Below are 26602 nucleotides of genomic sequence, written 5' to 3' on the forward strand. Positions count from 1 at the left end.
GGAACTCAGCATGAAGGCACTCGTCTATTCGGATTTCGGCGGCAACGACCGCTTCGAGCTCACCGACCGTGAGGAGCCCCACGTCGGCCCCGACACCCTGGTGGTGAGGGTCGTCGCGGCCGGGATCAACCCCGTCGACTACAAGATCCGCGAGGGCTACCTGCGCGGCCTCATCGACACCCGCCTTCCGGTCGTGCCCGGCTGGGACGTCGCCGGCATCGTCGAGAAGACGGGTCTGGACACCCCCGAGTTCGCCGTCGGTGACGCGGTGCTCGCCTACGCCCGCGCCGACATCGTCGAGAACGGCTCGGTCGCCGAGTTCATGCCGGTGCCGGTGCGCACCGCGACTCCGAAGCCCGAAGGTCTGTCGTTCGAGGATGCCGCCGCGCTGCCGCTGGCCGGGCTGACGGCGCTGCAGACGCTGGAGCGCGCCGGTGTCGGCGCGGGTCAGACCGTGCTGATCCACGGCGCCGCCGGTGGGGTGGGCTCGTTCGGCGTGCAACTCGCACGCCGGCTCGGGGCTCGTGTCGTCGGCACGGCGTCGGAGCGCAACCACGCGTACCTCCGCGATCTGGGCGCCGAGCCCGTCGTCTACGGCGAGGGCCTCGTCCCCGCTGCCCGCGAGATCGCCCCCGAGGGGTTCGATGTCATCATCGACTTCGTCGGCGGCTCGACGCTCGACTCGACGCCCGATCTGCTCGCCGACGGCGGCGTCGTCGCCTCGATCGCCGATGCCCGCGCACGCACCGAGTTCGGCGGCCACTACGTGTGGGTCCGCCCGAACGCGTCGCAGCTGGGCGAGCTGGCTGAACTCGTCGCGTCGGGTGAGCTGCGCGTCGAGATCGCCGCGACCTATCCGCTCGACGAGGCCGCCGCCGCGTACGCCGCTCTCGAAGAGGGCCACACTCGCGGCAAGATCGTCGTCACCGTCTGATCGCCCCCGCCTCGCGGCGGCGGTCTCACGGCCGCAGCGGCAGAAGGGGCGCGAGGTCGGCCCGGGTTCCGGACGCGAGAATGCGACCGGCGGCCCGGGCCTCGGCCCACGACTCGACACCGGTCGCGAGCGCGATCCAGGTGGTCGCGTCTGTCTCGACGACATTCGGCGGGGTACCGCGGGTGTGCCGCGGGCCCTCGACCACCTGCACCGCGCCGAACGGCGGCACGCGCACCTCGACGGTGTTGCCGGGGGCCTTCTCTGCCAGCAGCTGGAGCAGGTAGCGCACGGCGGTCGCCAGCGCCGTGCGCGGGGGTGTCACGTCGGCATCCGTCGCCGCGGCGACAGCGGCGAGCGCGTCACGACCGTCGGCGGTGGAGATCTTGCGGGCCATGCCTTCACGCTAGCCCGCACCGACGACGCGGCGGGCCGTCGGTAGGCTGGCCGGGTGCGCATTCTCGTCCTCGGTTCCGGTGCCCGCGAGCACGCCATCCTCCTCGCTCTGAAGGGGGAGGACGCGGGGCACGATCTGTTCGCGGCCCCGGGCAACGCGGGCATCGCCGCGGACGCCACGATCGTTGCCGACCTCGATGCGAACAGCCCGGCCGCAGTGACCGAGTACGCCAACGACCACGACATCGACCTCGTGATCATCGGCCCCGAGGCGCCGCTGGTCGCGGGAGTCGCCGACGCCCTGCGGGAGCACGGCGTTCCGGTGTTCGGCCCCGGCAGGGCAGCCGCGCAGCTGGAGGGCTCGAAGGCGTTCGCGAAGCGGATCATGGATGCCGCCCACGTGCCCACGGGCCGGGCGACGCGCGCGACGACCCGCGCAGAGGTCGAAGCCGCCCTCGACGCCTACGGCGCGCCGCACGTCGTGAAGGCCGACGGGCTGGCCGCCGGGAAGGGGGTCGTCGTCACCGACGACCGCGAGGCGGCGCTCGCGCACGCGGACACCTACCTTCCCACCGGCCCCGTGCTGGTGGAGGAGTTCCTCTCCGGGCCGGAGGTGTCGCTCTTCTTCGTCAGCGACGGCGACACCGTGCGGGCGCTCAGCCCCGCACAGGACTTCAAACGCGCCTACGACGGCGACGCGGGTCCGAACACGGGTGGGATGGGCGCCTACTCGCCGCTGCCATGGCTGAGCGACGATTTCGGCAGCGAAGAGGCGTTCGTCGCCGAGGTGACCCGGACGGTCGCCGAACCGGTCATCCGCACGCTGGATGCCGAGGGCACCCCCTTCATCGGTCTGCTCTACGCGGGCCTCATCCTGACTGCCGACGGCATCAAGGTCATCGAGTTCAACGCCCGCTTCGGCGACCCCGAGACGCAGGTCGTGCTCGCGCGTCTGACGAGCCCGCTGTCGCGGCTGCTCATGTCCGCGGCATCCGGAACCCTCGAGGACGAGCCGGCACCGACGTTCGCCGACACGGCCGCGATCACGGTCGTGCTCGCCAGCGAGGGCTACCCCGAGGCGCCGCGGACGGGGCGTGCCATCACGGGACTGGAGGCCGCGGCATCCGTCCCGGGAGTGCACCTCGCCCACGCCGCGACGGCGGTGAGCGGCGACGAGCTGGTGGCGACGGGGGGACGCGTGCTCAATGTCGTGGCGACCGGTTCCTCGTTCGGCGCCGCGCGCGACCAGGCGTATGCCGCTCTCGAACGGATCGCCCTGGAGGGCTCGCACTACCGACGCGACATCGCCGCCCGGGTGGCGCTCGACTGACGGGTCGTGTCGTCGTCGGGCCTCACCGGGCGGCGATGGGCGATGCCGCTCGCGCTCAGCGCTTGACGAGGTGCGGCGGGCGCTGCATGAACAGCACGGCGACGACGCCGATCAGCAGCACGATCGCCGGCAGCAGGATCGTCTGCGCCATGGCGTTCGAGAAGCCGTCGACGACGAACGCGGGCAGCTGTCCCGCACCGAAGTCGCCGCCGGCGTTCGAGGCGCCCGGCAGGTTCGCCTCGAGACGCGACTGCATGAACGCGGCGATCGCCGCCGAGCCGAGCACCGAACCGATCGTGCGCGTCGTGTTGTAGATGCCCGCGCCGGCGCCGGCCTGGCGCGGCTCGAGGTTACGGGTCGCCGTGGTGGCCAGCGGCCCCCACATGCCGGAGTTTCCGACGCCCATCAGGAACGAGGGCAGCAGGAACATCCAGATCGGAGTGTCGGCGTGCATCAGCGAGGAGTACCAGAAGAGCGATCCGGCGACCAGGAGCAGCCCCGGCACCAGCAGGACGCGGGCGTCGACCCGGTCGAGCAGCCGGCCGGTCAGCGGCGAGAGCACACCCGCGGCGACGGCCATCGGCACGAGCAGGAGCGCCGACTCGGTGGGCGTGAGACCGCGCGCCAGCTGCACGAAGAACATGAGCGGCAGCGACATGCTCGTCACCGTGAAGCCGACCGTGGCGATCGTGAAGTTCGACACCGAGAAGTTGCGGTCGCGGAACAGACCGAGCGGCACGAGCGGCTCGCTGCGGGTCTTCGCCTGCTGCCAGATGAAGAGCGCCATGACCACGACGCCGCCCGCGATCATCGTCCAGACCCAGGCGGCCCAGTCGAAGTGCTCACCCTCCTGCAGACCGAAGACGATGAGGAACAGGCCGACCGCGCTCAGGACGACCCCGACCAGATCGAAGCGGTGGGGGTGCGTCTCGAGGTTCGGGACGAGCATCCACGCGAGGACGAAGCCGATCACACCGACGGGCAGGTTGACGAAGAAGATCCACTCCCAGCCGAGGCCGTCCACGAGCAGGCCTCCGGCGAGCGGCCCGACGAGCATGGCGACCCCGGAGGTCGCTCCCCACAGGCCCATCGCGGCACCGCGGCGCTGGGGCGGGAAGGTGCGGGTGATGACGGCCATCGTCTGCGGGGTCATGAGTGCGGCACCCAGGCCCTGGATCGCGCGGAAGACGATCAGCATCTCGAGGGATCCCGACAGGCCACAGCCCAGGGATGCGAGCGTGAAGATCGCGAGGCCGATGAGGTAGATGCGCTTCGGTCCGAATCGATCACCCAGACGGCCGGTGATCAGCAGGGGCACGGCATACGCCAGGAGGTAGGCCGACGTGACCCACACGACGTTGTCGAGGTTGTTGGTGGACGGGTCGAGGGCCGCCTTGATGGCGGGGTTGGCCACCGAGACGATCGTGGTGTCGACCAGGATCATGAAGAACCCGATGACGAGCGCCCAGAGGGCGGGCCACGGGTTGCGTTCGGGGGTGGGTGCGGGCGCGGTCACATCGCGCGTGCGTTGTTCGGTCATGAGCGAGCAGCTTCTCTCTGTGCCAGATAGCGATCGGTTTTCTCGTGTGATCCCCACACGAAGTCGGGGTGGGCGAGCCGTTCCAGCAGGTCGGCGAGCCAGTCGTGGTCGGCGGCGAGCAGGGCCCGCTCGCGATCGATCTCGATGAGGTACTGCTCGATGACGGATGCCGGGCCGGTCTTGCTCTCGCGCGCATGGGCGATGCCGTCGGCGAGCTCGTCGCGCGCACGGGCGAGATGCTCCCGACGGGTCGACAGCAACGCCACGACGTCCTCGCGGGGGAGATTGTGCGCCTCGGCCAGCGCCACGCGGAACTCGACGGGCCGGTCCAGGAGCGGAAGCTCCCGGCGCACCCAGTCCTGGACGACCTCGTGGCCGGCATCGGTGAGGGTGTACGTGGTGCGCTCCGGCCGGTTGCCGTCCCGATCGACGCCGACCTCGGCGAGCAGACCGGACTTCTCCAGACGTGCGACGGTGTGGTACATCGTGCCGTTGGTCACCGACACGATGCGATCGTCGTGACGGTGCCGCATCAGCCGGATCATCTCGTAGGGGTGCATGTCGTCCTCGCGCAGCAGCGCGAGCACCATCACTCCCAACGGTGTGAGCCGGTCCACGGCGCTCTTCACGACTGTTCTCCTCCACGGCTTGTTATTCCATCTTGACTAGTCCACATGGACTATACGCTGATTTGTCACGGCGCGCTACGGTCTGCTCATGACGGCAGAGGCGCGCGCGGTGTTCGACGACATCGCCGCCGAGTACATGGTGCTCCCGGGCGTCGACATCGGCCCGATGTTCGGGAGCGAGGGCCTGCGCATCCGAGGGAAGGTGTTCGCGTTCATGGGCTATCGGTCGGGACTGATCGCGAAGCTGCCCGAAAGCAGAGTGAGCGCGCTCGAGAAGACCGGCAGGGCGGAACGGATGACCATGCGCGGCCGCGCGATGCGCGAGTGGGTCTTCGTCGGGACCGATGCCGTGGATCTCTGGCCCGACGTCGTGGCGGAGGCCTACGCCTTCGTCGACGAGATCACCCCGCGCGCAGGCGGCGGCACAGCCGCACCGTCCCCGCGATAATGGACGCGTGACCGACGCCTCCTCGCCCTCCGCCGCGCCCGCCGATCTGCCCGGCTGGACCCACGTCTACTCGGGCAAGGTCCGCGACCTCTACCGCCCCGCGTCGGACAGCCCCGCACCGGCCGAGCGCATGCTCGTCGTCGCCAGCGACCGGGTGAGCGCGTTCGATCACGTCCTGAGCCCCGGCATCCCGGGAAAGGGCGAGCTGCTCACCACCCTCAGCCTGTGGTGGTTCGACCAGCTCTCCGGCGCCGACGGCGGCCGCCGCATCCCGAACCACCTGGCCGCGACCCACGCGCTCCCCTCCGGATCGGACGACGCGGTTGATCTCGTCCCGGACGCCGTCACGGGTCGGGCGATGATCGTGCGCACCCTCGACATGCTCCCGATCGAGTGCGTCGTGCGCGGTTATCTGACCGGCTCGGGCTGGAAGGAGTACGTCGCCGCGGGGACGGTCTGCGGCATCCCGCTGCCGTCCGGCCTGCAGGACGGCGATCGCCTCCCCGAGCCCCTGTTCACCCCGGCGTACAAGGCGCCGATGGGAGAGCACGACGAGAACATCTCGTTCGCCCGCACCGAGGAACTGGTCGGGGCCGAACGCGCGGCCGCGCTGCGCGATCTCTCGCTGGAGATCTACCGCCGCGCCGCCGCGACCGCGGAAGCGAAGGGGCTCATCCTCGCGGACACGAAGTTCGAATTCGGCGTGGATGCCGACGGGGTGCTCACCCTGGCCGACGAGGTGCTCACGAGCGACTCGTCGCGCTACTGGGATGCCGCGGCGTGGGCGCAGGGCACGAGCGCGGCCGAGCGGATGGCCAGCTTCGACAAGCAGATCGTCCGCGATTGGCTCGCCGCCGCCTGGGACGGCCAGGGAACGCCGCCCGAGCTGCCGGCCGAGATCGTCGAGCGCACCGCGGCGAAGTACCGCGAGCTGCTCGAGATGCTCACCGACTGACGCGAACGCGTCTCGACGCGCTGCGCTCGCGGGGCGACCGGGGAGAGGGGCGCGTCGTAGAGACGCCCCAACGGTCAGACGAAACGCACCGTGTCGCCCGGACGCAGGCTCTCGACGATGCCGCGGGCGGGCGCCGCGATCTCGCCGACATGGGCCTGCAGACCCGTGAGCGGCAGATCCCGACGCATCAGGTGGATCTCTCCCCGATAGCGACCGAGGCTGTCGAGATCCATCTGCAGCGACCCGGCGGCACGACGGTCGGCGTTGCGCGCGGCATCCGGAGCGACGCTCCCGCGCGTTCCCTCCAGCCGGAACGACGCCGCGCTGTCTTCGACACGCAGCCGCCAGGCGGCGCCCCGCAGAAATGCCGCGGCCGGGTCGAGTCCCGACACAGGTACGGTCACCTCCCCGGTGCGCTCGTGGTGGGCGATCCATTCGAGATGCTCCGCGCGCACGGTGCCCTCGGCGCAGACGATCTCGACACCGGGCGCGATCGCACGCAGGTGCAGATAGTTGCGCCACGCGGTGCGATGACGATGCTCCTCGAGCGTGGGCAGACCGAGGTGAAGGGGTGCGCGCAGCGCGCTCTCGCCCGGAAGGAACGCGTACACGGGGCTCTGCCGCTCGGCGAACAACGCGTTCTGGCTGAGGAAGAACTCCGTGCCGATGCCGGTCTCGGGCCGGGGATAGAAGTTGTGCCATCCGACCACGTCGATGCCGTCCAGCTCGTCGAGGAACGACGCGGTCGCCGTGCTCGCGTTCACCGCGATGCGGCATCCCGAGGCGCGGGCGATGCGGCGGATCTCCTCCGGCGCGAAGCCGAAGTCGATCCGCAGCATCTCGACACCGCCGTCGCGCAGCCGCCCCAGCCCGTCGAACCCCTCGCCCAGGCGCTCGAGGGCGAGCGGCGAGATGTCGGCGCAGAACGTCACACCCCGCTCCCGGTGCGCGTCCGCCAGCTCGGCGGCGAAGCCGCGCAGGCCGTCGCTCTCCGGCTGGTGCAGCGACGTGAAGAGCATCGGCGCCGCGGCGACCGCGCACGCCTGGTCGATGACGTCCGCGCGGACCTCGGGCGTATCGGTGGGATAGATCGAGAACAGCATCAGCTCAGCCGCTCGACCATGTGCTCCTTGAAGCCGAAGAAGTAGGTCAGAACGAATCCCATGACGTAGGCGATCAGAAGGCCCCCGACGTACCAGAGCCATTGCCCGTTGGTGATGACGGCCGTCATCAGCACGCCCGACAGTCCCAGCGCGCCGGCGCCGAACCCGCCCGTCGCCTGGATGCCGTAGGCCACGAACGCGCCGCCGAAACCGCCGCCGAGGCAGGCGGTGATGAGGGGGTAGAACAGGGGCAGCGAGACGCCGTAGATGAGCGGCTCACCCACGCCGAGGACGCCGATGGGCAGCGCCGCACGGATGATGCTCTTCAGGCGCGTGCTCTTGGTCTTGACGTAGATCGCGATCGCCATACCGACCTCGCCCGCCCCCGCCATCGCCAGCACGGGGAGCAGCTGGGTGAAGCCGTGGTCGGCGATCAGCTGCGCGTGGATGGGGGTGAGTCCCTGATGGATGCCGAGCATGACGAGCGGCAGGAACAGCGACGACAGCAGGTACCCGCCGATGACGCCACCGCGCTCGAGGGCGAAATCGATCAGCACCCAGTTGATGCCCTGCATCAGCAGTCCCGCGATGGGCATGATCACGAGGATGCAGACCGCGGCCCCGACGAGCACGGTGACGACGGGAACCACGAACAGGTCGAGCCACGCGGGAACGCGCGTGCGCACCCACTTCTCGATCACCGTGAACAGCCAGGCGGTCACGATCACGCCGATGATGCCACCCAGTGCCGGCTTGAGCTCGCCGAACAGGGGCAGTACCAGGGGCTGTGCGGCAATCGCCGTGCCGTCGGCCGCCTTCGAGGCCGGGATGCCGGCGAGGGCGGGCATGTACGACACGGCGCCGGCGATGAGGCCGAGCACGGGGGTGCCGCCGAACTCCTTCGCGGTGTTGTAGCCCACCAGCAGATTCAGGGCCCCCACGACGATCGAGCCCAGCGCGGCGAACGCGAGGAACCAGGGGTTCAGGGCGACGCCGGGGGCGATCAGCTTCCAGACGTTCGCGATCGCGACGATGAGACCGCACGCGATGAAGCCGGGGATGATCGGGATGAAGATGTTGCCGATGTGGCGGAACAGCGAGTGCACACCGGTCTTCTGGCGCGCCTTCACCTTCTGGGTGTTCTTCGTCTGCAGTGCGCGCAGATCGGCCGCCGCGCTCAGCGGGGCCTCATCGTCGGCATCCACCGGCGCGGTGCCCTGCTGCCCGCTCTCCGCCGCGAACGCGTCGCGCAGGCGCTGGGCGTGACCGGGGCCCACGACGACCTGCAGTTGGTCGCCGTCGACCACGCCCATCACGCCGTCGAGCTTCTTGATCGCATCGACGTCGACGCGGGAGGGATCGATGATCTCGAGTCGCAGACGCGTCATGCAGTTGGTGAAGGACGAGATGTTCTCGCCGCCGCCGACGAGCGGGAGGATGTCGCGGCTGAGTTTCGGGTAATCCACGGTGATTCCTTTCGTGATGTCCGGGGCGACTAGCGCTGATCGGTGGGGGCGGCGCCGGCGGGGGCCGCGTCGTCGATGGCGGCGCGGACGAAGCCGTGCGCGTCCGCGAGTCGTTCGCGGGCGGCGCCGGCACCGATTCCGCAGAGGATCGCCACGATGGCGGTCTTCGCGTGGCCGTCGGCGTCGGCCAGTGCGCTCTCGGCGCGTGAGCGGTCGCATCCGGTGGCGGCCTGCACGATGCGGACTGCGCGGTCGACGAGCTTCTCGTTGGTCGGGCGGACATCGACCATGAGATTGCCGTAGACCTTGCCGAGGCGCACCATCGTCGCCGTGGAGATCATGTTCAGCACCAGCTTCTGACTCGTGCCCGCCTTCAGCCGAGTGGAACCGGTGAGCACTTCGGGACCGTTGTCGATCTCGATCGCGACGTCGGCATGCTCGCTGATCTCGGCATTCGGGTTGGCGGCAAGGGCCACCGTCGCCGCGCCGATCGCGCGCGCGTGGTCGAGGCCGCCGATGACGTAGGGCGTGCGGCCGGAGGCGGCGATTCCCACGACGACGTCGGCAGCGCTCAGTTCGATGGCCTGCAGGTCGGCGACGGCGAACGCGACGGAGTCTTCGGCGTTCTCCACGGCCTCGAACATGGCGGCGCGCCCACCCGCGAGCACCCCCCGCACCTGTCCCGGATCGGTGCCGAAGGTGGGCGGGCACTCCGCGGCATCCAGCACCCCGAGCCGTCCGCTCGTGCCGGCGCCGAGGTAGATGAGCCGGCCGCCGGCGCCGAGGGCGGCGACGGCGAGATCGACCGCACGGGCGATCTGTCCGATCGCGGCGGCAACGGCCACGGGCACGCGGCGATCCTCGTCGTTCATCGCGGTGAGCAGCTCGGTGACGCTCATGGCGTCGAGCGCCCGGGTACGCGGGTTCTGCTGTTCCGTGGTGACGGCGGACACGGGAGCGGTCATGCGGCCTCCTCGTCGATGGCGGTCCCGCGCGGTTTCGTGGGTGTGAATGACTATTTCACAAAGCCAATCAAATGTGAAGCATGATTTCATGAAGCGTGGGAGACTGACGCAGACCCGGGAGGCGACATGGATGGCGACGTCATCGAGACGATCCGCACGGCCGTGCCGCGTCTGCGTCCAGCGGAGTCCCGGGTCGCCACGATCGTGCTGCACGATCCGGATGCCGTCGTCAACGCGACCGTGGCCGAGCTCGCCGACCACGCCGGCGTCTCCCAGGCCTCGGTCGTGCGCTTCTCCAAAGCGCTCGGCTTCGCCGGGTTTCCGGCACTGCGCATGCAGCTGGCGCAGGAGCTGTCGCGCAACGCCGCTGACCTCGAGCGTTCGGACATCGCCGAAGGGCAGCTGAACCCGTCGGACTCGCTGTCCGACATGGTCTCCAAAGTCGCCTTCCACGAGGCGCGCACGATCGAACAGACGGCGCGGCTGATCGACCTCGCGGCGCTGGAGGAGGTCGCCGGGCGCATCGCCGCGGGTGCGCGCGTGATCGCTGTCGGCGTGGGCGCGTCGGGTCTGGCCGCCGGCGACCTGTCGCAGAAGCTGCAGCGCATCGGCGTGAACTGCCTGAACGCGCCCGACACGCATCTGCAGCTCGTGCACGCTGCGCTCGCCGGCACCGACGCCGTCGTCATCGCCTTCTCGTTCAGTGGGGGCACCCGCGACGTGCTGCACGCGGTCGAGGTCGCCGCCCGCACGGGAGCCCTGACCGTCGCCGTGACCGGCGACCCCGACTCGGCGCTCGCCGGCGCCTGCGACCTCGTGCTGCGCACGCCCGCCCGGGAGGCGACGCTACGCGCGGCGGCGCTGGCCAGCCGCATGGCGCAGCTCGCCGTGGTCGACTTCCTCTTCCTGCGGGTCGGGCAGCTGCGTTTCGACGATCTCGGATCGGTGCTGGACGCCACTCGACAGGCCGTGACACCTCAGCATCTGCCGCGGGGCGAGCGCAACTGAGACGGGAGCGCTCTTTCACGGCGCGCGTGCGCGGCTCACAGCCCGCTCCCAGGTAGCCTGACCTGGGCATCCGCCGCCCGCCCCATCCCCCGCCGTTTCGCCGACCGCACCGCCGAAGAAGGAGCACGACCATGCCCATCTGGACTCAGCACGGAGACGGCCGCACCGTCGAGCCCGGCGCCGTCGTCAAGCCGCACGAACGCCTCGGCTGGCCGGCGACGATCGCGATCGGCGCCCAGCACGTGGTCGCCATGTTCGGTGCGACATTCCTCGTGCCGCTGCTCACCGGGTTCCCGGTCTCGACCACGCTGCTGTTCTCCGGCATCGGCACCCTGCTGTTCCTGGTCCTCACCGGCAACCGCCTGCCCAGCTACCTCGGCAGCTCGTTCGCGTTCATCGCGCCGATCCTCGCCCTCGGCCCGGGCGGCGGAAAGGCGCTGGCGACCGGCGAGCAGATCAGTCAGGCCCTGCTCGGCGTGTTCGTCGCCGGCGTGCTGCTGGCCGGCATCGGGCTGCTCGTGCAGGCCACCGGCACCGGCTGGATCGAGAAGCTCATGCCCCCGGTCGTCTCCGGCGCGATCGTGGCGCTCATCGGCCTGAACCTCGCGCCCGTGGCGTGGACGAACTTCCAGCAGGACGCGCTGCTCGGCGGCATCACGCTGGCCGCCTGCATCCTGTTCGCCGTGTTCTTCCGCGGCTTCCTGGGGCGCATCTCGATCTTCCTCGGCGTCGTCGTCGGCTACGTCGTGGCCGCGCTGATGGGTCGCGTGAAATGGGACGGCGTCGCGGATGCCGCGTGGGTCGGCCTCCCCCAGTTCCACCTGCCCGCGTTCGGCGACGCGCACGCCTGGGCGATGCTGCCGATGTTCCTGCCCGTGATCCTCGTGCTGATCGCCGAGAACGTGGGCCACGTGCGCGGTGTCGCCACCATGACCGGCGACCCCTCGATCAACAAGCGCACCGGTCGCGCGCTGATCGCCGACGGCCTGGCGACCACGATCGCCGGCCTCGGCGGCGGCTCGGGCACGACCACCTACGGCGAGAACATCGGCGTCATGGCCGCAACCCGCGTCTACTCGACGGCCGCGTACTGGGTCGCCGGCACCGTGGCGATCCTGCTGGCCTTCTCCCCGAAGATCGGCGCGGTGATCTTCGCGATGCCCGCGGGCGTGCTCGGCGGCGTGACGACCGCGCTCTACGGCCTCATCGGCGTCATCGGCATCAAGATCTGGGTCGACAACCAGGTGGACTTCTCCCGCCCGGTCAACCAGTACACGGTCGCCGTGGCCTTCGTCATCGCGATCGCGGGCTTCACGATGAACCTCGGAACGCTCAGCTTCGGCGCCATCGTCCTGGGCACCGTGGCCGCTCTCGTCATCTACCACCTCGGCAACGCCATCGCCCGGGCGCGCAAGACCGGCGCGGATGACGGCGGGCCGATCGTGCCCATCGGCCCGCTCGGCGGCGATCCCGAGAACGTCGGCTGACGCTCGGCGCCGGATCGACGGACGCGGGGCGGCGCCGAGCGACGCGGCGCCCCGCGGATGCCGAGGTCAGGCGGAGTCGCGGACGATGAGCTCCGTCGGCAGGATCGTCACACGGTCGGGCGTGCCGCCGGAGAGGATCGACAGCAGCATGTCGGCCATGCGCTCCCCCTGCTCGTGGGAGGGCTGGCGCATCGTCGTGAGCTGCGGGCTGACGGTGCGCGCGACGGGCGAGTCGTCGAAGCCCACGATCGCGACGTCCTCGGGAACGCGGATGCCCGCGCGCCCGAGCGCCGCGAGCGCACCGCGAGCCATCAGATCGCTCGCGACGAAGAGCGCGTCGAACTCCACTCCCGTTTCGATGATCCGCTGCATCGCGGCCGAGCCGCCGTCGGCCGTGAAGTTGCCGTCCTCCTCGGCGACCGGCTCGAGCCCGGCGGCGGAGAGCGCATCGCGAAAGCCAACGAGACGGTCGATGCCGGCCGGCATCGTGACAGGGCCGGCGATCGTCGCGATGCGGCGGAAGCCTCGACCGATCAGATACTCGGTCGCCTCGCGTCCGCCGGCGACGTTGTCGACGTCGACGTAGTAGTCGCGTTCGCGCTCCCGCACGGGACGGCCGCCGTAGACGACCGGCACGACGTGCGCGATGCGGTCGATGAACGTGTCGCTCGTGTGGTGCGAGACGACGATCGCACCGTCGACGGCGCCGCTGCGCACGTATGCCGAGGTCTTGTCACCCGGATCGTCGCTCGCGATGATCAGGTTGAGCACGTACTCCGACCGGCTGAGCCGCGTGTTGATTCCCGACACGACCGAGGCGAAGAACGGGTCGCCGAAGAACCGGGTGGTGTCCTCGGGCACGACGAGTGCGATCGCCATCGTGGCGCGGCTCGCGAGCGAGCGCGCGGCACGGTTGGGCACGTAGTTCAGGTCCGCGATGGCGCGCCGCACCGCTTCCAGAGCCGCCGGGCTCACGGCCGTGGAGCCGTTGACGACGCGGGAGACGGTCGACCGCGACACTCCCGCGGCGGCCGCGACCTCTTCGATCGTCGGGGCGACGCGCGGGGTGTCGATGGTCACGGGCTACCTCTGAAGAGTCGAGATCGGTGCGCCGGGATGCGGGACGGCCCCGGAGACCGGAACCGCCGCGTCGTCGAGTGCGCGGGCGGCGATGACCCGACGATACTCCAGCGCGCTGTCTTTCGCGGTGCGCACCTGGGTGTCGTAATCGACGTGGACGATCCCGAAGCGCTTGGCGTATCCCCACGCCCACTCGAAGTTGTCCAGGAGCGACCAGTAGAAGTAGCCCCGCACATCCACGCCCGCATCGGCGGCGTCGAGGATCGCGTCCAGATGGGCGAGCAGGAACTGCGTGCGCTCGAGGTCGTGCACGCGGGCGACGCCGTCCTCGACGACGAGCTCGTCGTCGTAGGAAGCGCCGTTCTCGGTGACGTACAGGGCGGTGCCGGCCGGCTGGGCGTACTCGGCCCAGACGCGCTGCAGCAGACGCGTCAGCCCCTCGGGCTGCACCTCCCAGTGCATGTTGGTGCGCGGCAGACCGCGATCGTGCCAGTAGATGCCCTCGTGCGACGGGAAGGGGGATGCCGCGGGCCGGTCGGTCGGCGCATCGCCCGGCAGCGGTGGCTGCGGGTCGGGTGCGCCACCCACGAACTCGCCGTGGTAGTAGTTCACCCCGAGCGCGTCCAGCGGCTGCGAGATGGTGTTCAGGTCGCCCGGCTGATTCGCCGCCTCGAGCGCGTCGATGGCCTCGGGCGCGACGGCGCGGATGTCCTCGATCACATCGGCGGGGTACGCGCCGCGGAAGATCGGGTCGAGGAACCACCGGTTGAACTGCCCGTCGATGCGGCGGGCGGCATCGGCATCCGCGGCATCCGCGGGGTCGACGGCGTCGGCCACCGTGAGGTTCAGCGTGATGCCGAGGCGCAGATCGGCGTCGCGCTCACGCAGCTCGCGCACGACCGCCCCATGGCCGAGCATGAGGTGGTGGGCGGCGAGCACGCCATCGGTCACGCTGTAGCGGCCCGGCGCGTGGATGCCCGCGGTGTAGCTCAGGAAGGACGAGCACCAGGGCTCGTTGAGCGTCGTCCAGTTCTGCACCCGGTCGCCCAGCGCGTCGTGAACGCCCAGCGCGTACTCGAGGAACTGCTCGCTCGTGGAACGGACGGTCCAGCCGCCCTTCTCCTCGATCGCCTGCGGCATGTCCCAGTGATACAGCGTGAGCCACGGCAGGATGTCGTTGGCCCGCAGCTCGTCGACCAGGCGCTCGTAGAAGTCGAGCCCCTTGCGGTTGACCGGCCCCCCGTCGGGACGCACCCGCGACCACGAGACCGAGAAGCGATACGTGTCGAGCCCGAGGTCCTTCATGAGGGACACGTCGTCGCGGAAGCGGTGGTAGTGATCGCACGCGACATCACCGTTGTCGGCGGCGATCACGGCGCCGGGCACGCGGCTGAACGCGTCCCAGATGGATGCCGTGCGACCGTCCTCGAAGGCGGCGCCTTCGATCTGGTACGCCGCGGTGGCCGCGCCGAAGAGGAAGCCCTCCGGGAAGGAGCGGGAGAACTCTGTCATGAGTCGACCTTTCTGAAGCGGTCGGGCGCTCAGCCCTTGACCGCGCCTTGCATAATGCCACTGACCAGCTGCTTGCCGGCGAAGACGAACAAGATCAGCAGCGGAATCGTGGCCAGAAGCACGCCCGCGAGCACGATCGAGTAGTCGATGAAGTAGTTGGACTGCAGCAGCGACAGCGCCACGGGCAGCGTCGGGTTCTGCCGGTCGAGAACGATGAACGGCCAGAAGAAGTTGTTCCACGCCGACACGAAGGTGAACAGCGCAAGCATGGCAGCGGCGGGCCGCGCGGCCGGCAGGCCGACGGTGAGGAAGGTGCGGAACGAGCTCGCCCCGTCCACGCGGGCCGCCTCGATCAGCTCGTCGGGCACCGCCTGGCGCAGGTACTGCGTCATCCAGAACACGCCGAACGCGCTCACGAGGGCGGGCACGATGATCGCGCCGAGCTGACCGGTCCAGCCCATCTCGCTGAACAGGATGTACAGCGGCACGACGCCGAGCTGGGTGGGGACGGCCATCGTCGCGATGACGAAGACGAGTAGCCAGCTCGATCCCTTGAACTTCAGCTTGGCGAACGCCCACCCGGCGAGCGTCGAGAAGAAGACGACCGAGAGGGCGATCAGGCCGGAGCTGATGATCGAGTTCCACAGGGCCACCCAGAAGTTCACGGCCGGATCGTTCATGACCTTCGCGGCGTTGGCGAAGAAGTTGCCGCCCGGGATCCACGACATGTTGGGGTCGCGGATCGTGTACGAGTCGCCGGAGCCGATCAGCAGCGACCAGTAGAAGGGGAAGAGGCTGCCGACGAGCACGGCGGCGAGGCAGGCGTAGACGATCCAGCCCGGGCGGGTGCCCTTGACGTGGCGCGGACGACGCTTCTTCTCGCCCCGGCCCGGGGTCGGCAGCGCGTCGTCGACGACGGGGACGGCCTGTTCGTTGAGGACGCTCATCGCGTCACCTCCGCTGATTCGTTCGTGCGACGGGGTTCGGATGCCGCCGCGCGATCGGCGGCGACCGCGGCACGGGCTGCGCGTCGGGCGGCGCGCATCTGTGCCCGGGTGAGGGTGTTGCGGCTTCCTTCGTCGCGCACCAGGTTGCGGGTGATGAAGAGGTTGATGACGCCGATCACCAGGATGATGATGAAGAGGATCCAGGCCAGCGCGGCGGCGCGGCCCAGGTTCCACTGGCCCCAGCCGAGGTCGTAGAGCCAGAGCGAGATCGTCAGCCACTGGTTGTTCGCGCCGCCGGTGCCGGTCTGGTCGTACATGCGCGGCTCGTCGAAGATCTGCAGGCCACCGATGGTGGACGTGATGATCACGAAGATCAGGGTGGGGCGCAGGCTCGGCAGGGTGATCGCGAAGAACTGGCGCACCTTTCCGGCGCCGTCCACCGTCGCGGCCTCGTAGTAGTCGCGCGGGATGGCCTGCATCGCCGCCAGCAGGATGAGGGTGTTGTATCCGGTCCAGCGGAAGTTCACCATCGTGGCGATCGCGATGTGGCTGGCGAAGGTGTCGGAATGCCACATGACGGGAGGCAGCCCGATGCTGCTCAGCCAGGTGTTGATGATGCCGTACTGGTCACCGAACATGTTCGAGAAGATCAGGGCCACGGCGACCGGGGCCATGACGTACGGGACGAGCACGCCCATGCGCCAGAAGGTCTTGGCGCGGATGTTCTGATCCAGCAACGCCGCGATGAACACGGCGGCGATGAGCTGCGGCACCGACGACAGCAGGAAGATGCTGAAGGTGTTGCGCAGCGCCGCCCAGAACTTCGGGTCGGAGATCACGGTGGCGTACTGGTCGAACCCGACGAACGTGCCGGAGTTTCGCACCAGGTCCCAGTCCATGAAGGAGATCACCGCGGTGTACCCGATCGGGAAGAGCCCGACGACGAGGAACAGGATGAAGAACGGGGAGATGTACAGGTACGGCGAGAGCTTGAGGTCCCACGAGCTCAGCCGGCTGCCGAAGCCGATCCGTTTCGGCTGACGCGCGGCGATGGCGGCGGTGCCGCGCACGCGCGTGGAGGTTCTGGTGGTGTCCACTCTTCAGTCCTTCGATCTCGTGGTTGAGGCAGGGAGCGGGCCCGGGAGGGTCCCCCGGGCCCGCTGTCACATGTCTGCCGTCGTCCTTACTTGATGGCGGCGACTTCCGTCTGCCACTGCGCCCACGAGGCGGCCTTGTCCTGCGTTCCCTCTTCGACGCGGGTCAGAGCCTTCTGCATCGCGTCGTTGATCTGGAAGTAGAACTGGCCCTTGAAGGGCGAGACGGTGACCGCGTTGGCGCGGTCGGTGAGGATCTGGCCCACCGGAGCGTTGTTGAAGAACTCGTTCTTCGAGCTCAGCAGCGTGTCGGACTTCATCGCGTCGACCTGGCTCGGGAACGTGCCGGCCGCCTCGAACGCCTTGAGCTGCGTGTCGGGGCTGGTCAGCCAGTCGGCGAGCTGCTGGGCAGCCGCGACGTTCTTGCCGTTGGCGGGGACGGTCAGGTACGAACCGCCCCAGTTGCCGCCGCCGCCGGGGAAGACGTTGGCGATGTCCCAGCCCTTGACGTCCTTGGCGTTGCCGGAGATGACACCGAGCATCCAGCCCGGGCAGAGCATCGTCGCGAACGAGCCGTTGGACAGGCCGGCCATCCAGTCGTCGGACCACTGGCTGAGGTGGGCGGACTGCGTCTTGGCGGCGTCGAGCACCTGGTTGTAGATCGTCTCGACCTGCGGGTCGATCGTGATCTTGCCGTCCGAGGGGTTCTCGTACGCGGCCTCGACCTGGTTGATCATGCCCTGGTAGGTGCCGCCGGCGGAGTCGAAGAACGCCTTTCCGGTCGCGGCGGTGTACTTGGCACCGGTGTCGAAGTAGGTCTTCCAGTCGCCGGTGAGCAGCTTCGCGACCGACTCGCGGTCGGTCGGCAGGCCCGCCGCGGCGAACAGGTCGGAGCGGTAGCAGACGCCCTCGGGGCCGATGTCGGTGCCATAGCCGATGAGGTTGCCCTTGGGGTCGGTGGCGGCCTTGGTCTTCCAGTCCAGCCAGCGGCTCTTCAGGTCGGCGGGAACGGGCGCGAGCAGGTCGGAGTACTTCATGACCTCGGGCAGCCAGTCGACCTCGATGGCCTCGATGTCGGCGAGGCCGGTCTTGCCGAGCTTCTGGAAGTAGTTGGCGCGCGCGTCGTTGCTCGTGGCCGCCTTGTTGTGCACGATCGTGACGTTCGGGTGCTCCTTCGTGTACTCGGCGAACAGGGCGTCCGAGTATCCGAAGTCGTTGAAGGTCGCAACGGTCAGGGTGACCTTCTCGTTGGGGTCGGCCGTGGCTGCTCCGCCGCCGCCACCGGCGCAGCCGGCGAGGACGAGGGCGGAGGTGGTCGCGACGCCGGCCACGAGGCCGATGCGCCGCAGTGCGCGTGTGTTCACGTGTCACTCCTTTGTGGATGTGTTTCAGGTGCGTGGGTTGCGTTCCCGTCTCCCCGCGTTGCCGCGTCGCTATCGGAATGGGAGCGCTCTCACCGGACACCGACGACGTTATGGGATCGCTCCCAGGAATGCAAGGGAGCGCTCCCATGAGCCGATCACAGTTGCGTAACGGCGGCCGTGGCAATTCGCTGGCGTCCGCGTCGCCCGGCGTCGCGCTGGCAACGGATGCCGAGGGCGGGATGCCCGTAGACTGTGGGCGACCCCTTCCCTCCCGTGGCGCGCCGACTCCGGCATCCGTCGGCGGGACGACCCCGCGGCCGTCAGGCGGCCCTCAGGAGGACCGAATGCCCACCATCGTCGTCGATGTCATGCCCAAGGCCGAACTGCTGGACCCGCAGGGCAAGGCCGTCGCCGGCGCCCTCGGCCGCCTCGGCGTGGAGGGCTTCTCGGCCGTCCGCATCGGCAAGCGCTTCGAGCTCACCGTCGACGTCGCCGACGAGAAGACCCTCGAGACGGTGCGCACCCTGGCCGACGAGGTGCTCTCCAACGCGGTGATCGAGGACGTCGTGGGCATCGAGGTCGTCGAATGACCGCACGCATCGGCGTCATCACCTTTCCGGGCTCGCTCGACGACGGCGACGCCCAGCGGGCGATCCGCCTCGCGGGCGCCGAGCCCGTCGCCCTCTGGCACGGGTCGCACGACCTCGAGGGCGTCGACGCGCTCGTCCTGCCGGGTGGCTTCAGCTACGGCGACTACCTGCGCGCCGGTGCGATCGCCGCGCTCGCCCCGATCATGACCGAGGTGAAGGACGCGGCCGCCAAGGGCATGCCCGTGCTGGGCATCTGCAACGGCTTCCAGATGCTCGTGGAGGCTCATCTGCTGCCGGGCGGTCTGATCCGCAACGCCCACCAGCAGTTCATCCGGCGCGACCAGCGCCTGCGCGTGGAGAACGCGTCGACCGCGTGGACCTCGGCGTTCGAGACCGGCCAGGAGATCACGATCCCCCTCAAGAACGCGGACGGCGGCTACATCTGCTCGGCCGAGACGCTGAAGCGGATCGAGGGCGACGGACTCGTCGCGTTCCGCTACCTCGGCGTGAACCCCAACGGCTCGCTGGACGACATCGCGGGTCTCACGAACGAGCACGGCAACGTCGTCGGCCTCATGCCCCACCCCGAGCACGCGGTGGAGCCGGGCTTCGGCCCGAACACCCCCGACGCGATGCGCTCGGGCGTGGACGGCCTGGGCTTCTTCACCTCGGCGATCGCCGCCGTGGTGGGCGCCGCCGCCTGAGTCAGACGGTTCCGATCGGCGGCCAGAGTCCCATGACGAGCGCCATCAGCAGCACCGATGTCAGCTCGAATCCGATCGTGAGCACCGTCAGCTGCGACGGGCGCCCTTCGAACGCGTCGTGGGTGATGACCCGCGCCGCGGTGAAACCGGCCCAGAGCGTGACCGCTGTCACGAGCGCCGACGCGAGATAGCCGCCGCCGTAGAAGTGCCACGCGATCGCGACCGAGCCCGCCAGCACCCACGCCGTGAGGAACGTCACGACCGCAGACACGATCAGCGGAATCGCGGGCGAGCCGCGACGTGCGCTCATGTCGATGCGGGCCAGGCGTGCCCACCGGTCGACGAAGAGCGCCGGCGAGTACCAGACGGCGCCCAGCGCCATGCTGAGAACCGTGCCGATGAGCACGGCCCAATAGTTGATCTCGGGAATCATGACGCCTCCTGGTGGGTGAGCCGGTGCCGTGCCGCGAGGCTACCGCCTCGCTCGGCGCGGCGTACAGGGCAATGGCGACGGTGGGTGGACCGCGGGCGCGGCGTCAGTCGCGGGTATCCCGGTCGCGGCCATGCCACAGGTCGGCGCACTCCACGCGCTCGGCGCCGTGCGCGCGCAGGTAGGCGCCGGCACCCCTGTCACCGGCCAGCTCGCCGGCGACCCGCGGCCAGTGCGCCCGGCCGATCAGCACCGGATGACCCGGGCGGCCACGGTACGCGGCCTGCCGGAGCGCGTCGCCGTCGGCACGCCGCATCACCCGACGGCACGCGGATGCCGGCAGCTCCGGCACGTCCACGGGAACCACGAGCGCGGCGACGGCGCTCGAGCCGGCGGCAGCCTCGAGCCCGACACGGACGGATGCCGACAGCTCGCGGTACCCGTCGGCGACGCGCACCACGACCGTCCCCGTCGGGACGAGCGGTTCCGCCTCGTCGGCGCCGGTGCCCAGCACGACGACGACCGGGACGCACCCGGCGGCGCGCAGCGTGGCGACGGCGAGCACCAGCCACGACTCTCCCGCGGCGGTGCGGGCCAGCGCCTTCGGGCCACCGAAGCGGGTGCCGGCGCCCGCCGCGAGGACGACCCCGCAGACCGTCATGAACGCCCGGCGGGCGCCCGGCCGACAGCGCTGATCGGCGCGCAGACCGCGGGGCTCGCCGGCACGGTCACCGCCTGCCCCCCGCCGCGAGCGGCGGCGTGGACGGGTCCGGCCAGACCCGACAACCGTGCACCCGACCCGCCCCGACGATCGGCGATGATCTCGGCGAGGATCGACAGCGCGGTCTCCTCCGCCGACACGCCACCCAGATCGAGCCCGATCGGCGAGCGCAGGCGAGCGAGAGCGGCGGTGCCCACGCCGGCCTCGCGGAGGCGGCGGAGGCGATCGTCGTGGGTGCGGCGGCTGCCCATGGCTCCCACGTAATCGGCGGGCGAGCCGAGCGCGACCCGGAGTGCCGGGACGTCCAGTCGCGGATCGTGACTCAGGACGCAGATCGCCGTGCCCGCCTCGAGCCTCTCGGCGGCGAGATAGCGGTCGGGCCAGTCGACCACGACCTCCGCGCCGGGAAAGCGGTCGGCGGTGGCGAAGAGATCTCGGGGATCGACCACGCTCACGCGGTGTCCCATCGCCGTGCCGAGCCGCGCGAGGGCGACGGCGAACTCCACGGCGCCGACCACGATGAGTCGCGGGCGCGCGCCGACCTCGACGACGATCGCGTCGGCATCCGCGTCGAACGCGGGCGCGGACCCGTCCCGCACCGTCCCCTGTCCGCGCAGCGCCCCCGACGTGACGAGCCGGAAGCGGGTGGGGATGCCCGCGGCATCCCGCTCGGCCAGCAGTGCGAGCTGGGCCGCCGCGGCGCTGCCGGGCGACACGGGGCGCACGAGCACGTCGACCGCTCCCCCGCAGGTCAATCCCGCGGCAAAGCCCTCGCCGTCGCTGTAGCCGAAGCTGTCGATGGACACCGCGCCGGTGGCGATCGCGTCGAGACAGCGCTCGTGCACGGCCCCCTCGACGCAGCCGCCGGACACGTTCCCGAACACCCCGGCATCCGAGACGATCATGCTCGCCCCGACGGGCCGCGGCGCGCTGCCGGAAACCGCGACCACCGTCGCGATCGCGAACACGCGCCCCTCGCGCACCCACTGGGCTGCCGGGGACAGGATCTCGCGCATGGTCGTCACCGTAATCGCCGCTCGTTGCGGGCCTGTTGCGTGCGCGTGAAACACGGGCGAAACGGCACTCTGTTTCACTCGAACCCGATCCGGCCCGCGCACCCGACGCCGCGGACGGGACGTGACCCAGATCGGAGCGACACATGGACATCACCACCGTGCGCTCGTTCCGGACGGCGCGCACCCGTGACGACCTCCGGCTCGCCGAGGGCGAGACGATCATGGCGGGCGGCACCTGGCTGATGAGCGAGCCGCAGCCCGCAACGACCGGGTTCGTCGACCTCACCGGCATGGGCTGGGCCGACCTCGACGCCGATGCCGAGGGTCTGCGCATCGCCGCGACGTGCACCATCGCACGCCTCGTCGCGTTCGCGCAGAAGGCCCCGGCACCGTGGACGGCCGCCTCGATCATCCCGGATGCCGCGAACGCCCTCCTCGCCTCGTTCAAGATCTGGAACACCGCCACCGTCGGCGGCAACGTCTGCCGCGCTTTCGCGGCGGGCGCGATGGTGTCGCTGTGTGCCGGGCTCGACGGCGTCGCCGAGATCTGGAGCGACGACGGCGACCGCGAGCTGCCCGTCGCCGAGCTCGTGACGGGCAATGGAACGACGTCTCTCGCGCGGGGCGAGGTGCTGCGCGCGATCCGCCTGCCCGCCCACGCGCTGCGCTCGCGCGCCGCGCTGCGCAAGATCGCCCTGGCCGAGCACGGCCGCTCGGGAGCCGTCGTCACGGGCCGGGTCGACCCCGACGGCGCCAGTGTCTTCGGTGTGACGGCGGCGACCTGGCGTCCCACGGTGCTGCGCTTCACCGCGCTGCCGGATGCCGCGACCCTCGCCGCCGCCATCGAGGAATCCCCGGGGTACTACACCGACCCGCTCGGGTCGGCCGACTGGCGTCGCGGTGTCGCCGCCGCGCTCGCGGAGGACATCCGGAGGGAGCTCGCATGAAGTGGGTCGTCGACGGCGCCGAGGTGGATGCCGAGCCGCGTCCGGGCCAGTGCCTGCGCACCCTCCTGCGCGAGACGGGCCACACCGAGGTCAAGAAGGGTTGCGACGCGGGCGACTGCGGCGCCTGCACCGTGCTGCTGGACGGCGAGCCCGTGCACTCCTGCCTCATTCCCGCCGGTCGTGTCGAGGGTCGACACGTCACCACGGCGGCCGGACTCGCGCCGGGCGATGAGCTGCATCCGGTGCAGAAGGCGCTGGCCAGCGGCTTCGGCTTCCAGTGCGGGTTCTGCACGCCGGGGATGAGCGTGACGGCGTCGACGCTCTGCGAGAGCGACCTCGACGACCTCGACCGTCGCATGAAGGGCAACCTCTGCCGCTGCACGGGGTATCGCCCGATCCGCGAGGCGATCATGACCGCGGTGCGCGAGACGGGGCGGTCGGCACAGCGAGGCGGGGCGGATGCCGCGGCATCCGAACCGGGCGTCGTCGGCCGCTCTGTCGTGCCTGCCGCCGGCCCGCGGCTGACGCAGGGGCGCGAGAGCTTCACCTTCGATCTCGAGCCGGGTCACCCGGCGGCCGACGCCCTCGTGCTGCGGCTGGTCACGAGCCCTCACGCGCACGCGCGCATCACGGCGATCGACACCGCGGCCGCCCTCGCCGTGCCCGGCGTCGTCGCGATCTTCACGCACGCCGACGTCCCCGACGTGCGCTATTCCACCGGACGGCATGAACACCGCACCGACGATCCCGACGACACGCGCATGCTCGACGACGTGGTCCGCCACATCGGACAGCGGGTCGCCGCGGTGGTCGCCGAGACCGCCGAGGCCGCGGACGAGGCGTGCCGGCTCGTCCGTGTGGACTACGAGCCCCTCCCCGCCGTCTTCGACCCGGACGAGGCGCGCCGCCCCGGCGCTCCGCTGCTGCACCCCGACCGCACACCGGCCGACCGCGTCGACGAAGCGGAGCGCAACGTCATCGCGAGCGTGCACGCCGGGCCCGACGCCGCCGAGCTCGAGGCCGCCCTGGCCGCGAGCGCCGTGACGGTGACCGGGACGTGGCAGACCGCGAGGGTCACGCACGCGCAGCTGGAGACCCACGGCTCGATCGGCTGGCTCGACGACGACGGCCGCCTGGTGCTGCGCTCCTCGACGCAGGTGCCGTTTCTGGCGCGCGACGAGATCGCGCACATCTTCGGCCTGGACCGCGACCGCGTGCGCGTGCACACGGCCCGCCTCGGGGGCGGATTCGGTGGCAAGCAGGAGATGTTCACCGAGGACCTCGTCGCACTCGCGGTGCTGCGCACCCGCCGCCCGGTGGCGTTCGAGTTCAGCCGCGCCGACGAGTTCCAGCGGGCCGCCGTCCGGCATCCGATGCGGGTGAGCGTCACGCTCGGCGCGGATGCCGAGGGGCGGCTGACCGCGATGGCGATCGACCTGCTGAGCGACACGGGCGCGTACGGCAACCATTCGCGCGGCGTGATGTTCCACTCCCTCGCCGAGTCGACGACGATCTACCGGGTTCCGCTCAAACGGCTCGACGCGGAGGTCGTGTACACGAACAACGTGCCGTCGGGCGCGTTCCGCGGATACGGGCTCGGCCAGGTGGTGCTCGGCGTGGAGTCGGCGATGGACCAGCTGTCGGAGCGTCTGGGCATCGACCCGTTCGAGCTGCGCCGGCGCAACGCCGTCACCCCGCAGGACGACCCGGGCCACGACGACCTCGTGTGGGGCAGCTACGGGTTCGATCAGTGCCTCGACCTCGCCGAGTCCGCGCTGCGTCGCGGCAACGGCGTCCAGGCCCCTGCAGGATGGCTCGTCGGCGAAGGGGTCGCGGCGGCGATGATCGCCACGATGGCGCCCTTCGGCCACATCGCGCACACGAGCGTGACCCTCCGCGCCGACGGCACGTACCTGCTGCGAGCCGGCACTGCCGAGTTCGGCAACGGCACCACGACGGTGCTCCGCCAGATCGCGGTCACCGACCTCTGTGCCGACCCCGACGGCATCGAGCTCTGGCACGCCGACACCGACGCCGTCGCCCACGACACGGGCGCGTTCGCATCGGCCGGCATCACCGTCGCGGGCAAGGCGCTGCACGCCGCCTGCCTCGCGCTCGCCGCGCGAATGCGTGCCCGTGCGGCCGAGCTGACCGGCACGGATGCCGCGGCGGCCCGACTCATGCCTGACGGCGTATACACGCCGGTTCGCGTCGTGCGACTCGGCGAGCTGACGGCGGAGGGCGAGCTCACCGCCGACGGCAGCGAGCTGGGTGAGCACCGTTCGCTGGCGTTCAACGTCCACGCGGTCCGCGTCGCCGTCGACCCGCGCACCGGCGTCGTCCGCATTCTGCAGTCGATCCAGTCGGCGGATGCCGGATTCGTGATGAATCCCGCGCAGTGCCGCGGACAGATCGAGGGCGGGGTGGCGCAGGGCATCGGCAGCGCCCTGTACGAAGAGGTCATGGTCGAGGACGGCAAGGTCACCACCCCCGTCTTCCGGCTGTACCGGGTGCCCCAGTTCGGCGATGTCCCCGACACCGAGGTGTACTTCGCCGACACCGCCGACGACCTCGGACCCTTCGGCGCGAAGTCGATGAGCGAGTCGCCGTACAACCCCGTGGCGCCGGCGATCGGCAATGCCATCGCCCGCGCACTCGGCGCTCGACCCTACGAGCAGCCGTTTCGCCGCGACCGTGTCTGGCGCCTCGCGTCACACCACCGAAACACGAACGGGCAAACGCCGGAAATGTGAGACACCTATCGTCTCCAGAATCACCGCAGCCCGTTCTGCATCCACAGCACAAGACACAGCACCCGGGAGACCCGATGCACTCACGCTCCAGCCGTCGCCGCCGCGGCGGAATCATCCTGGCGGTCGCCGCCGCCGCAGCCCTCGCCCTCTCGGCCTGTTCCTCGTCCGGAGGGGCGGCGAGCCCCTCGGCATCCGGTGAGGCCGCCAGCTACGGCGACATCAGCGTGCAGTACTCGTGGATCAAGAACGAGGAGTTCGCGGGCGAGTTCTACGCCTACGACAACGGCTACTACGACCAGGCGGGCTTCTCCAAGGTGACGGGTGTCGCCGGCCCCGACACGGGTGTCGCCAAGCTCCTCTCCGGCTCGGTGCAGGTGGCGTTGACCGATGCCGCGTCCGTCGGCGCCGCCGTGTCGGAGCAGAGCGCCCCGCTGAAGATCATCGCGACGACCTTCCAGAAGAACCCCTTCACGATCCTGTCGCTGAAGGACAAGGGCAACATCGCGACGCCGAAGGACCTCATCGGCAAGAAGATCGGCGTGCAGGACTCCAACGCCTCGGTGTTCAAGGCGCTCCTCGCCGCGAACGGCATCTCGGAGAGCCAGCTGACGATCGTGCCCGTCGACTTCGATCCGACCCCCCTCATGAACGGCGACGTCGACGGCTTCATGGCCTACCTCACCAACGAGGCGATCACGGTCTCGATGGCCGGCTACCAGACCACCAACCTCGCGTATGCCGAGAACGGTCTGCCCTACGTCGCCGAGTCGTACGCCGTCACCGACCAGTACCTCGCCGAGCACAAGGACCTGCTGAAGGCCTTCCTCATCGCCGAGATCAAGGGCTGGACCGACACGTTCACCAAGCCCGTCGACGACACCGTGACGGTCGTCACGAAGCACTACAACGACTCGGCCGCGGCCGGCGACCTCACCTTCGGCGAGCTGAACCCCGCCAAGGTCAAGGCCGGCATCGAGGCGCAGGCGAAGCTCATCTCGACCGATGAGACCCAGGCCAACGGCCTGTTCACGATCTCGGACGACCTGAAGAGCCAGACCCTCGCGTCGCTGAAGGCCTCGGGCTGGGAGCTGACGGCCGACCAGCTGTTCGACACGTCGATCATCGACGAGATCTACGCCGAGCACCCCGAGCTCAAGAAGTACCTGCCCTAACGAGATGTCCGTGT

25 protein-coding genes are annotated in these 26602 nt (G+C 70.2%); 11 read left to right on the forward strand and 14 right to left on the reverse strand.

Translation table 11 applies throughout. The annotated features are described in order from the left end of the window. Window positions 1–10 precede the first annotated feature (10 nt). On the forward strand, window positions 11–934 hold the full coding sequence (locus CEP17_RS09440; RefSeq protein WP_036321313.1) for an NADP-dependent oxidoreductase: 924 nt from the start codon (window positions 11–13) through the stop codon (window positions 932–934). Between the two features lie 25 nt (window positions 935–959). On the opposite strand, the gene CEP17_RS09445 is transcribed toward CEP17_RS09440, so the two are convergent. Further along, window positions 960–1328: a sterol carrier family protein gene (locus CEP17_RS09445; RefSeq protein WP_036321311.1), complete on the reverse strand. Its 369-nt coding sequence runs from the start codon at window positions 1326–1328 to the stop codon at window positions 960–962. Between the two features lie 54 nt (window positions 1329–1382). Between CEP17_RS09445 and purD the strand changes: the two genes are divergently transcribed. Next, window positions 1383–2657: a phosphoribosylamine--glycine ligase gene (purD, locus tag CEP17_RS09450; protein WP_112932056.1), complete on the forward strand. Its 1275-nt coding sequence runs from the start codon at window positions 1383–1385 to the stop codon at window positions 2655–2657. 55 nt (window positions 2658–2712) lie between these two features. Here the strand turns inward: purD and CEP17_RS09455 are convergent, their stop codons facing one another. Next, window positions 2713–4197 carry a DHA2 family efflux MFS transporter permease subunit gene (locus tag CEP17_RS09455; protein ID WP_039413796.1) on the reverse strand — a complete coding sequence of 495 codons (1485 nt, stop codon included), beginning with the start codon at window positions 4195–4197 and terminating at the stop codon, window positions 2713–2715. Further along, the gene (locus CEP17_RS09460; protein ID WP_036321304.1) at window positions 4194–4826 is read right to left on the reverse strand and encodes a PadR family transcriptional regulator; all 633 of its coding nucleotides are present in this window, start codon (window positions 4824–4826) and stop codon (window positions 4194–4196) included. The genes CEP17_RS09455 and CEP17_RS09460 overlap by 4 nt, the downstream gene beginning before the upstream one ends. Before the next feature lie 88 nt (window positions 4827–4914). Between CEP17_RS09460 and CEP17_RS09465 the strand changes: the two genes are divergently transcribed. Next, window positions 4915–5274 (forward strand): hypothetical protein, encoded by a 360-nt coding sequence (locus CEP17_RS09465; RefSeq protein WP_112932057.1) that lies wholly within the window; start codon window positions 4915–4917, stop codon window positions 5272–5274. A 7-nt stretch (window positions 5275–5281) separates the two neighbouring features. Then, window positions 5282–6229 carry a phosphoribosylaminoimidazolesuccinocarboxamide synthase gene (locus CEP17_RS09470; protein ID WP_112932058.1) on the forward strand — a complete coding sequence of 316 codons (948 nt, stop codon included), beginning with the start codon at window positions 5282–5284 and terminating at the stop codon, window positions 6227–6229. A 74-nt stretch (window positions 6230–6303) separates the two neighbouring features. On the opposite strand, the gene CEP17_RS09475 is transcribed toward CEP17_RS09470, so the two are convergent. Genes CEP17_RS09475 through murQ form a run of 3 tightly spaced genes read right to left on the reverse strand, consistent with a single transcriptional unit; the run spans window position 6304 to window position 9763 of the window. After that, window positions 6304–7332 (reverse strand): MupG family TIM beta-alpha barrel fold protein, encoded by a 1029-nt coding sequence (locus CEP17_RS09475; RefSeq protein ID WP_162722426.1) that lies wholly within the window; start codon window positions 7330–7332, stop codon window positions 6304–6306. Next, the gene (locus CEP17_RS09480; RefSeq protein WP_112932060.1) at window positions 7332–8798 is read right to left on the reverse strand and encodes a PTS transporter subunit EIIC; all 1467 of its coding nucleotides are present in this window, start codon (window positions 8796–8798) and stop codon (window positions 7332–7334) included. Before CEP17_RS09480 ends, CEP17_RS09475 begins: the two co-directional genes overlap by 1 nt. A 29-nt stretch (window positions 8799–8827) precedes the next feature. Beyond that, window positions 8828–9763, reverse strand: a complete 936-nt coding sequence (murQ, locus tag CEP17_RS09485) for an N-acetylmuramic acid 6-phosphate etherase (RefSeq protein WP_112932061.1) — start codon at window positions 9761–9763, stop codon at window positions 8828–8830. A gap of 126 nt (window positions 9764–9889) precedes the next feature. Between murQ and CEP17_RS09490 the strand changes: the two genes are divergently transcribed. Beyond that, on the forward strand, window positions 9890–10771 hold the full coding sequence (locus CEP17_RS09490) for a MurR/RpiR family transcriptional regulator (RefSeq protein WP_112932062.1): 882 nt from the start codon (window positions 9890–9892) through the stop codon (window positions 10769–10771). A 131-nt stretch (window positions 10772–10902) separates the two neighbouring features. Beyond that, the gene (locus CEP17_RS09495) at window positions 10903–12258 is read left to right on the forward strand and encodes a solute carrier family 23 protein (protein WP_112932063.1); all 1356 of its coding nucleotides are present in this window, start codon (window positions 10903–10905) and stop codon (window positions 12256–12258) included. A 66-nt stretch (window positions 12259–12324) separates the two neighbouring features. On the opposite strand, the gene CEP17_RS09500 is transcribed toward CEP17_RS09495, so the two are convergent. The 5 genes from CEP17_RS09500 to CEP17_RS09520 all read right to left on the reverse strand — a co-directional run bounded on the left by CEP17_RS09500 (window position 12325) and on the right by CEP17_RS09520 (window position 18255). Next, entirely contained in the window at window positions 12325–13338 is a 1014-nt protein-coding gene (locus CEP17_RS09500) for a LacI family DNA-binding transcriptional regulator (RefSeq protein ID WP_112932064.1), read from the reverse strand. 3 nt (window positions 13339–13341) lie between these two features. After that, on the reverse strand, window positions 13342–14850 hold the full coding sequence (locus tag CEP17_RS09505) for a GH1 family beta-glucosidase (RefSeq protein WP_112932065.1): 1509 nt from the start codon (window positions 14848–14850) through the stop codon (window positions 13342–13344). Between the two features lie 29 nt (window positions 14851–14879). Beyond that, window positions 14880–15797: a carbohydrate ABC transporter permease gene (locus CEP17_RS09510; protein ID WP_036321144.1), complete on the reverse strand. Its 918-nt coding sequence runs from the start codon at window positions 15795–15797 to the stop codon at window positions 14880–14882. Continuing rightward, window positions 15794–16894, reverse strand: a complete 1101-nt coding sequence (locus CEP17_RS09515; protein WP_036321142.1) for a sugar ABC transporter permease — start codon at window positions 16892–16894, stop codon at window positions 15794–15796. Before CEP17_RS09515 ends, CEP17_RS09510 begins: the two co-directional genes overlap by 4 nt. Before the next feature lie 86 nt (window positions 16895–16980). After that, on the reverse strand, window positions 16981–18255 hold the full coding sequence (locus tag CEP17_RS09520) for an extracellular solute-binding protein (RefSeq protein WP_036321140.1): 1275 nt from the start codon (window positions 18253–18255) through the stop codon (window positions 16981–16983). Window positions 18256–18599: 344 nt separating this feature from the next. Here CEP17_RS09520 and purS point away from each other — a divergent pair, with 344 nt between their 5' ends. Then, window positions 18600–18845 (forward strand): phosphoribosylformylglycinamidine synthase subunit PurS, encoded by a 246-nt coding sequence (gene purS / locus CEP17_RS09525; RefSeq protein WP_036289123.1) that lies wholly within the window; start codon window positions 18600–18602, stop codon window positions 18843–18845. Beyond that, window positions 18842–19549, forward strand: a complete 708-nt coding sequence (gene purQ / locus CEP17_RS09530; RefSeq protein WP_036321138.1) for a phosphoribosylformylglycinamidine synthase subunit PurQ — start codon at window positions 18842–18844, stop codon at window positions 19547–19549. Before purS ends, purQ begins: the two co-directional genes overlap by 4 nt. A 1-nt stretch (window position 19550) precedes the next feature. Here the strand turns inward: purQ and CEP17_RS09535 are convergent, their stop codons facing one another. From CEP17_RS09535 to CEP17_RS09545, 3 genes are all read right to left on the reverse strand, one after another. After that, window positions 19551–19982, reverse strand: coding sequence for a DUF1761 domain-containing protein (locus tag CEP17_RS09535; protein WP_112932066.1), 432 nt, complete (start codon window positions 19980–19982; stop codon window positions 19551–19553). Between the two features lie 103 nt (window positions 19983–20085). Then, window positions 20086–20640: a nucleotidyltransferase family protein gene (locus CEP17_RS09540; RefSeq protein WP_112932067.1), complete on the reverse strand. Its 555-nt coding sequence runs from the start codon at window positions 20638–20640 to the stop codon at window positions 20086–20088. After that, window positions 20637–21716 carry an XdhC/CoxI family protein gene (locus tag CEP17_RS09545; RefSeq protein WP_112932933.1) on the reverse strand — a complete coding sequence of 360 codons (1080 nt, stop codon included), beginning with the start codon at window positions 21714–21716 and terminating at the stop codon, window positions 20637–20639. Before CEP17_RS09545 ends, CEP17_RS09540 begins: the two co-directional genes overlap by 4 nt. Window positions 21717–21859: 143 nt before the next feature. Here CEP17_RS09545 and CEP17_RS09550 point away from each other — a divergent pair, with 143 nt between their 5' ends. The 3 genes from CEP17_RS09550 to CEP17_RS09560 all read left to right on the forward strand — a co-directional run bounded on the left by CEP17_RS09550 (window position 21860) and on the right by CEP17_RS09560 (window position 26588). Next, the gene (locus tag CEP17_RS09550) at window positions 21860–22663 is read left to right on the forward strand and encodes an FAD binding domain-containing protein (RefSeq protein ID WP_112932068.1); all 804 of its coding nucleotides are present in this window, start codon (window positions 21860–21862) and stop codon (window positions 22661–22663) included. Then, complete coding sequence (locus tag CEP17_RS09555) at window positions 22660–25416, forward strand: molybdopterin-dependent oxidoreductase (protein WP_112932069.1); 2757 nt, start codon at window positions 22660–22662, stop codon at window positions 25414–25416. The genes CEP17_RS09550 and CEP17_RS09555 overlap by 4 nt, the downstream gene beginning before the upstream one ends. A 74-nt stretch (window positions 25417–25490) precedes the next feature. Further along, a complete protein-coding gene (locus tag CEP17_RS09560; RefSeq protein ID WP_036321125.1) occupies window positions 25491–26588 on the forward strand; it encodes an ABC transporter substrate-binding protein in 1098 nt (365 codons plus the stop codon). The last annotated feature ends 14 nt before the right edge of the window (window positions 26589–26602 follow it).

It is taken from the genome of Microbacterium sp. PM5, from assembly GCF_003293595.1.
Lineage (GTDB): Bacteria > Actinomycetota > Actinomycetes > Actinomycetales > Microbacteriaceae > Microbacterium.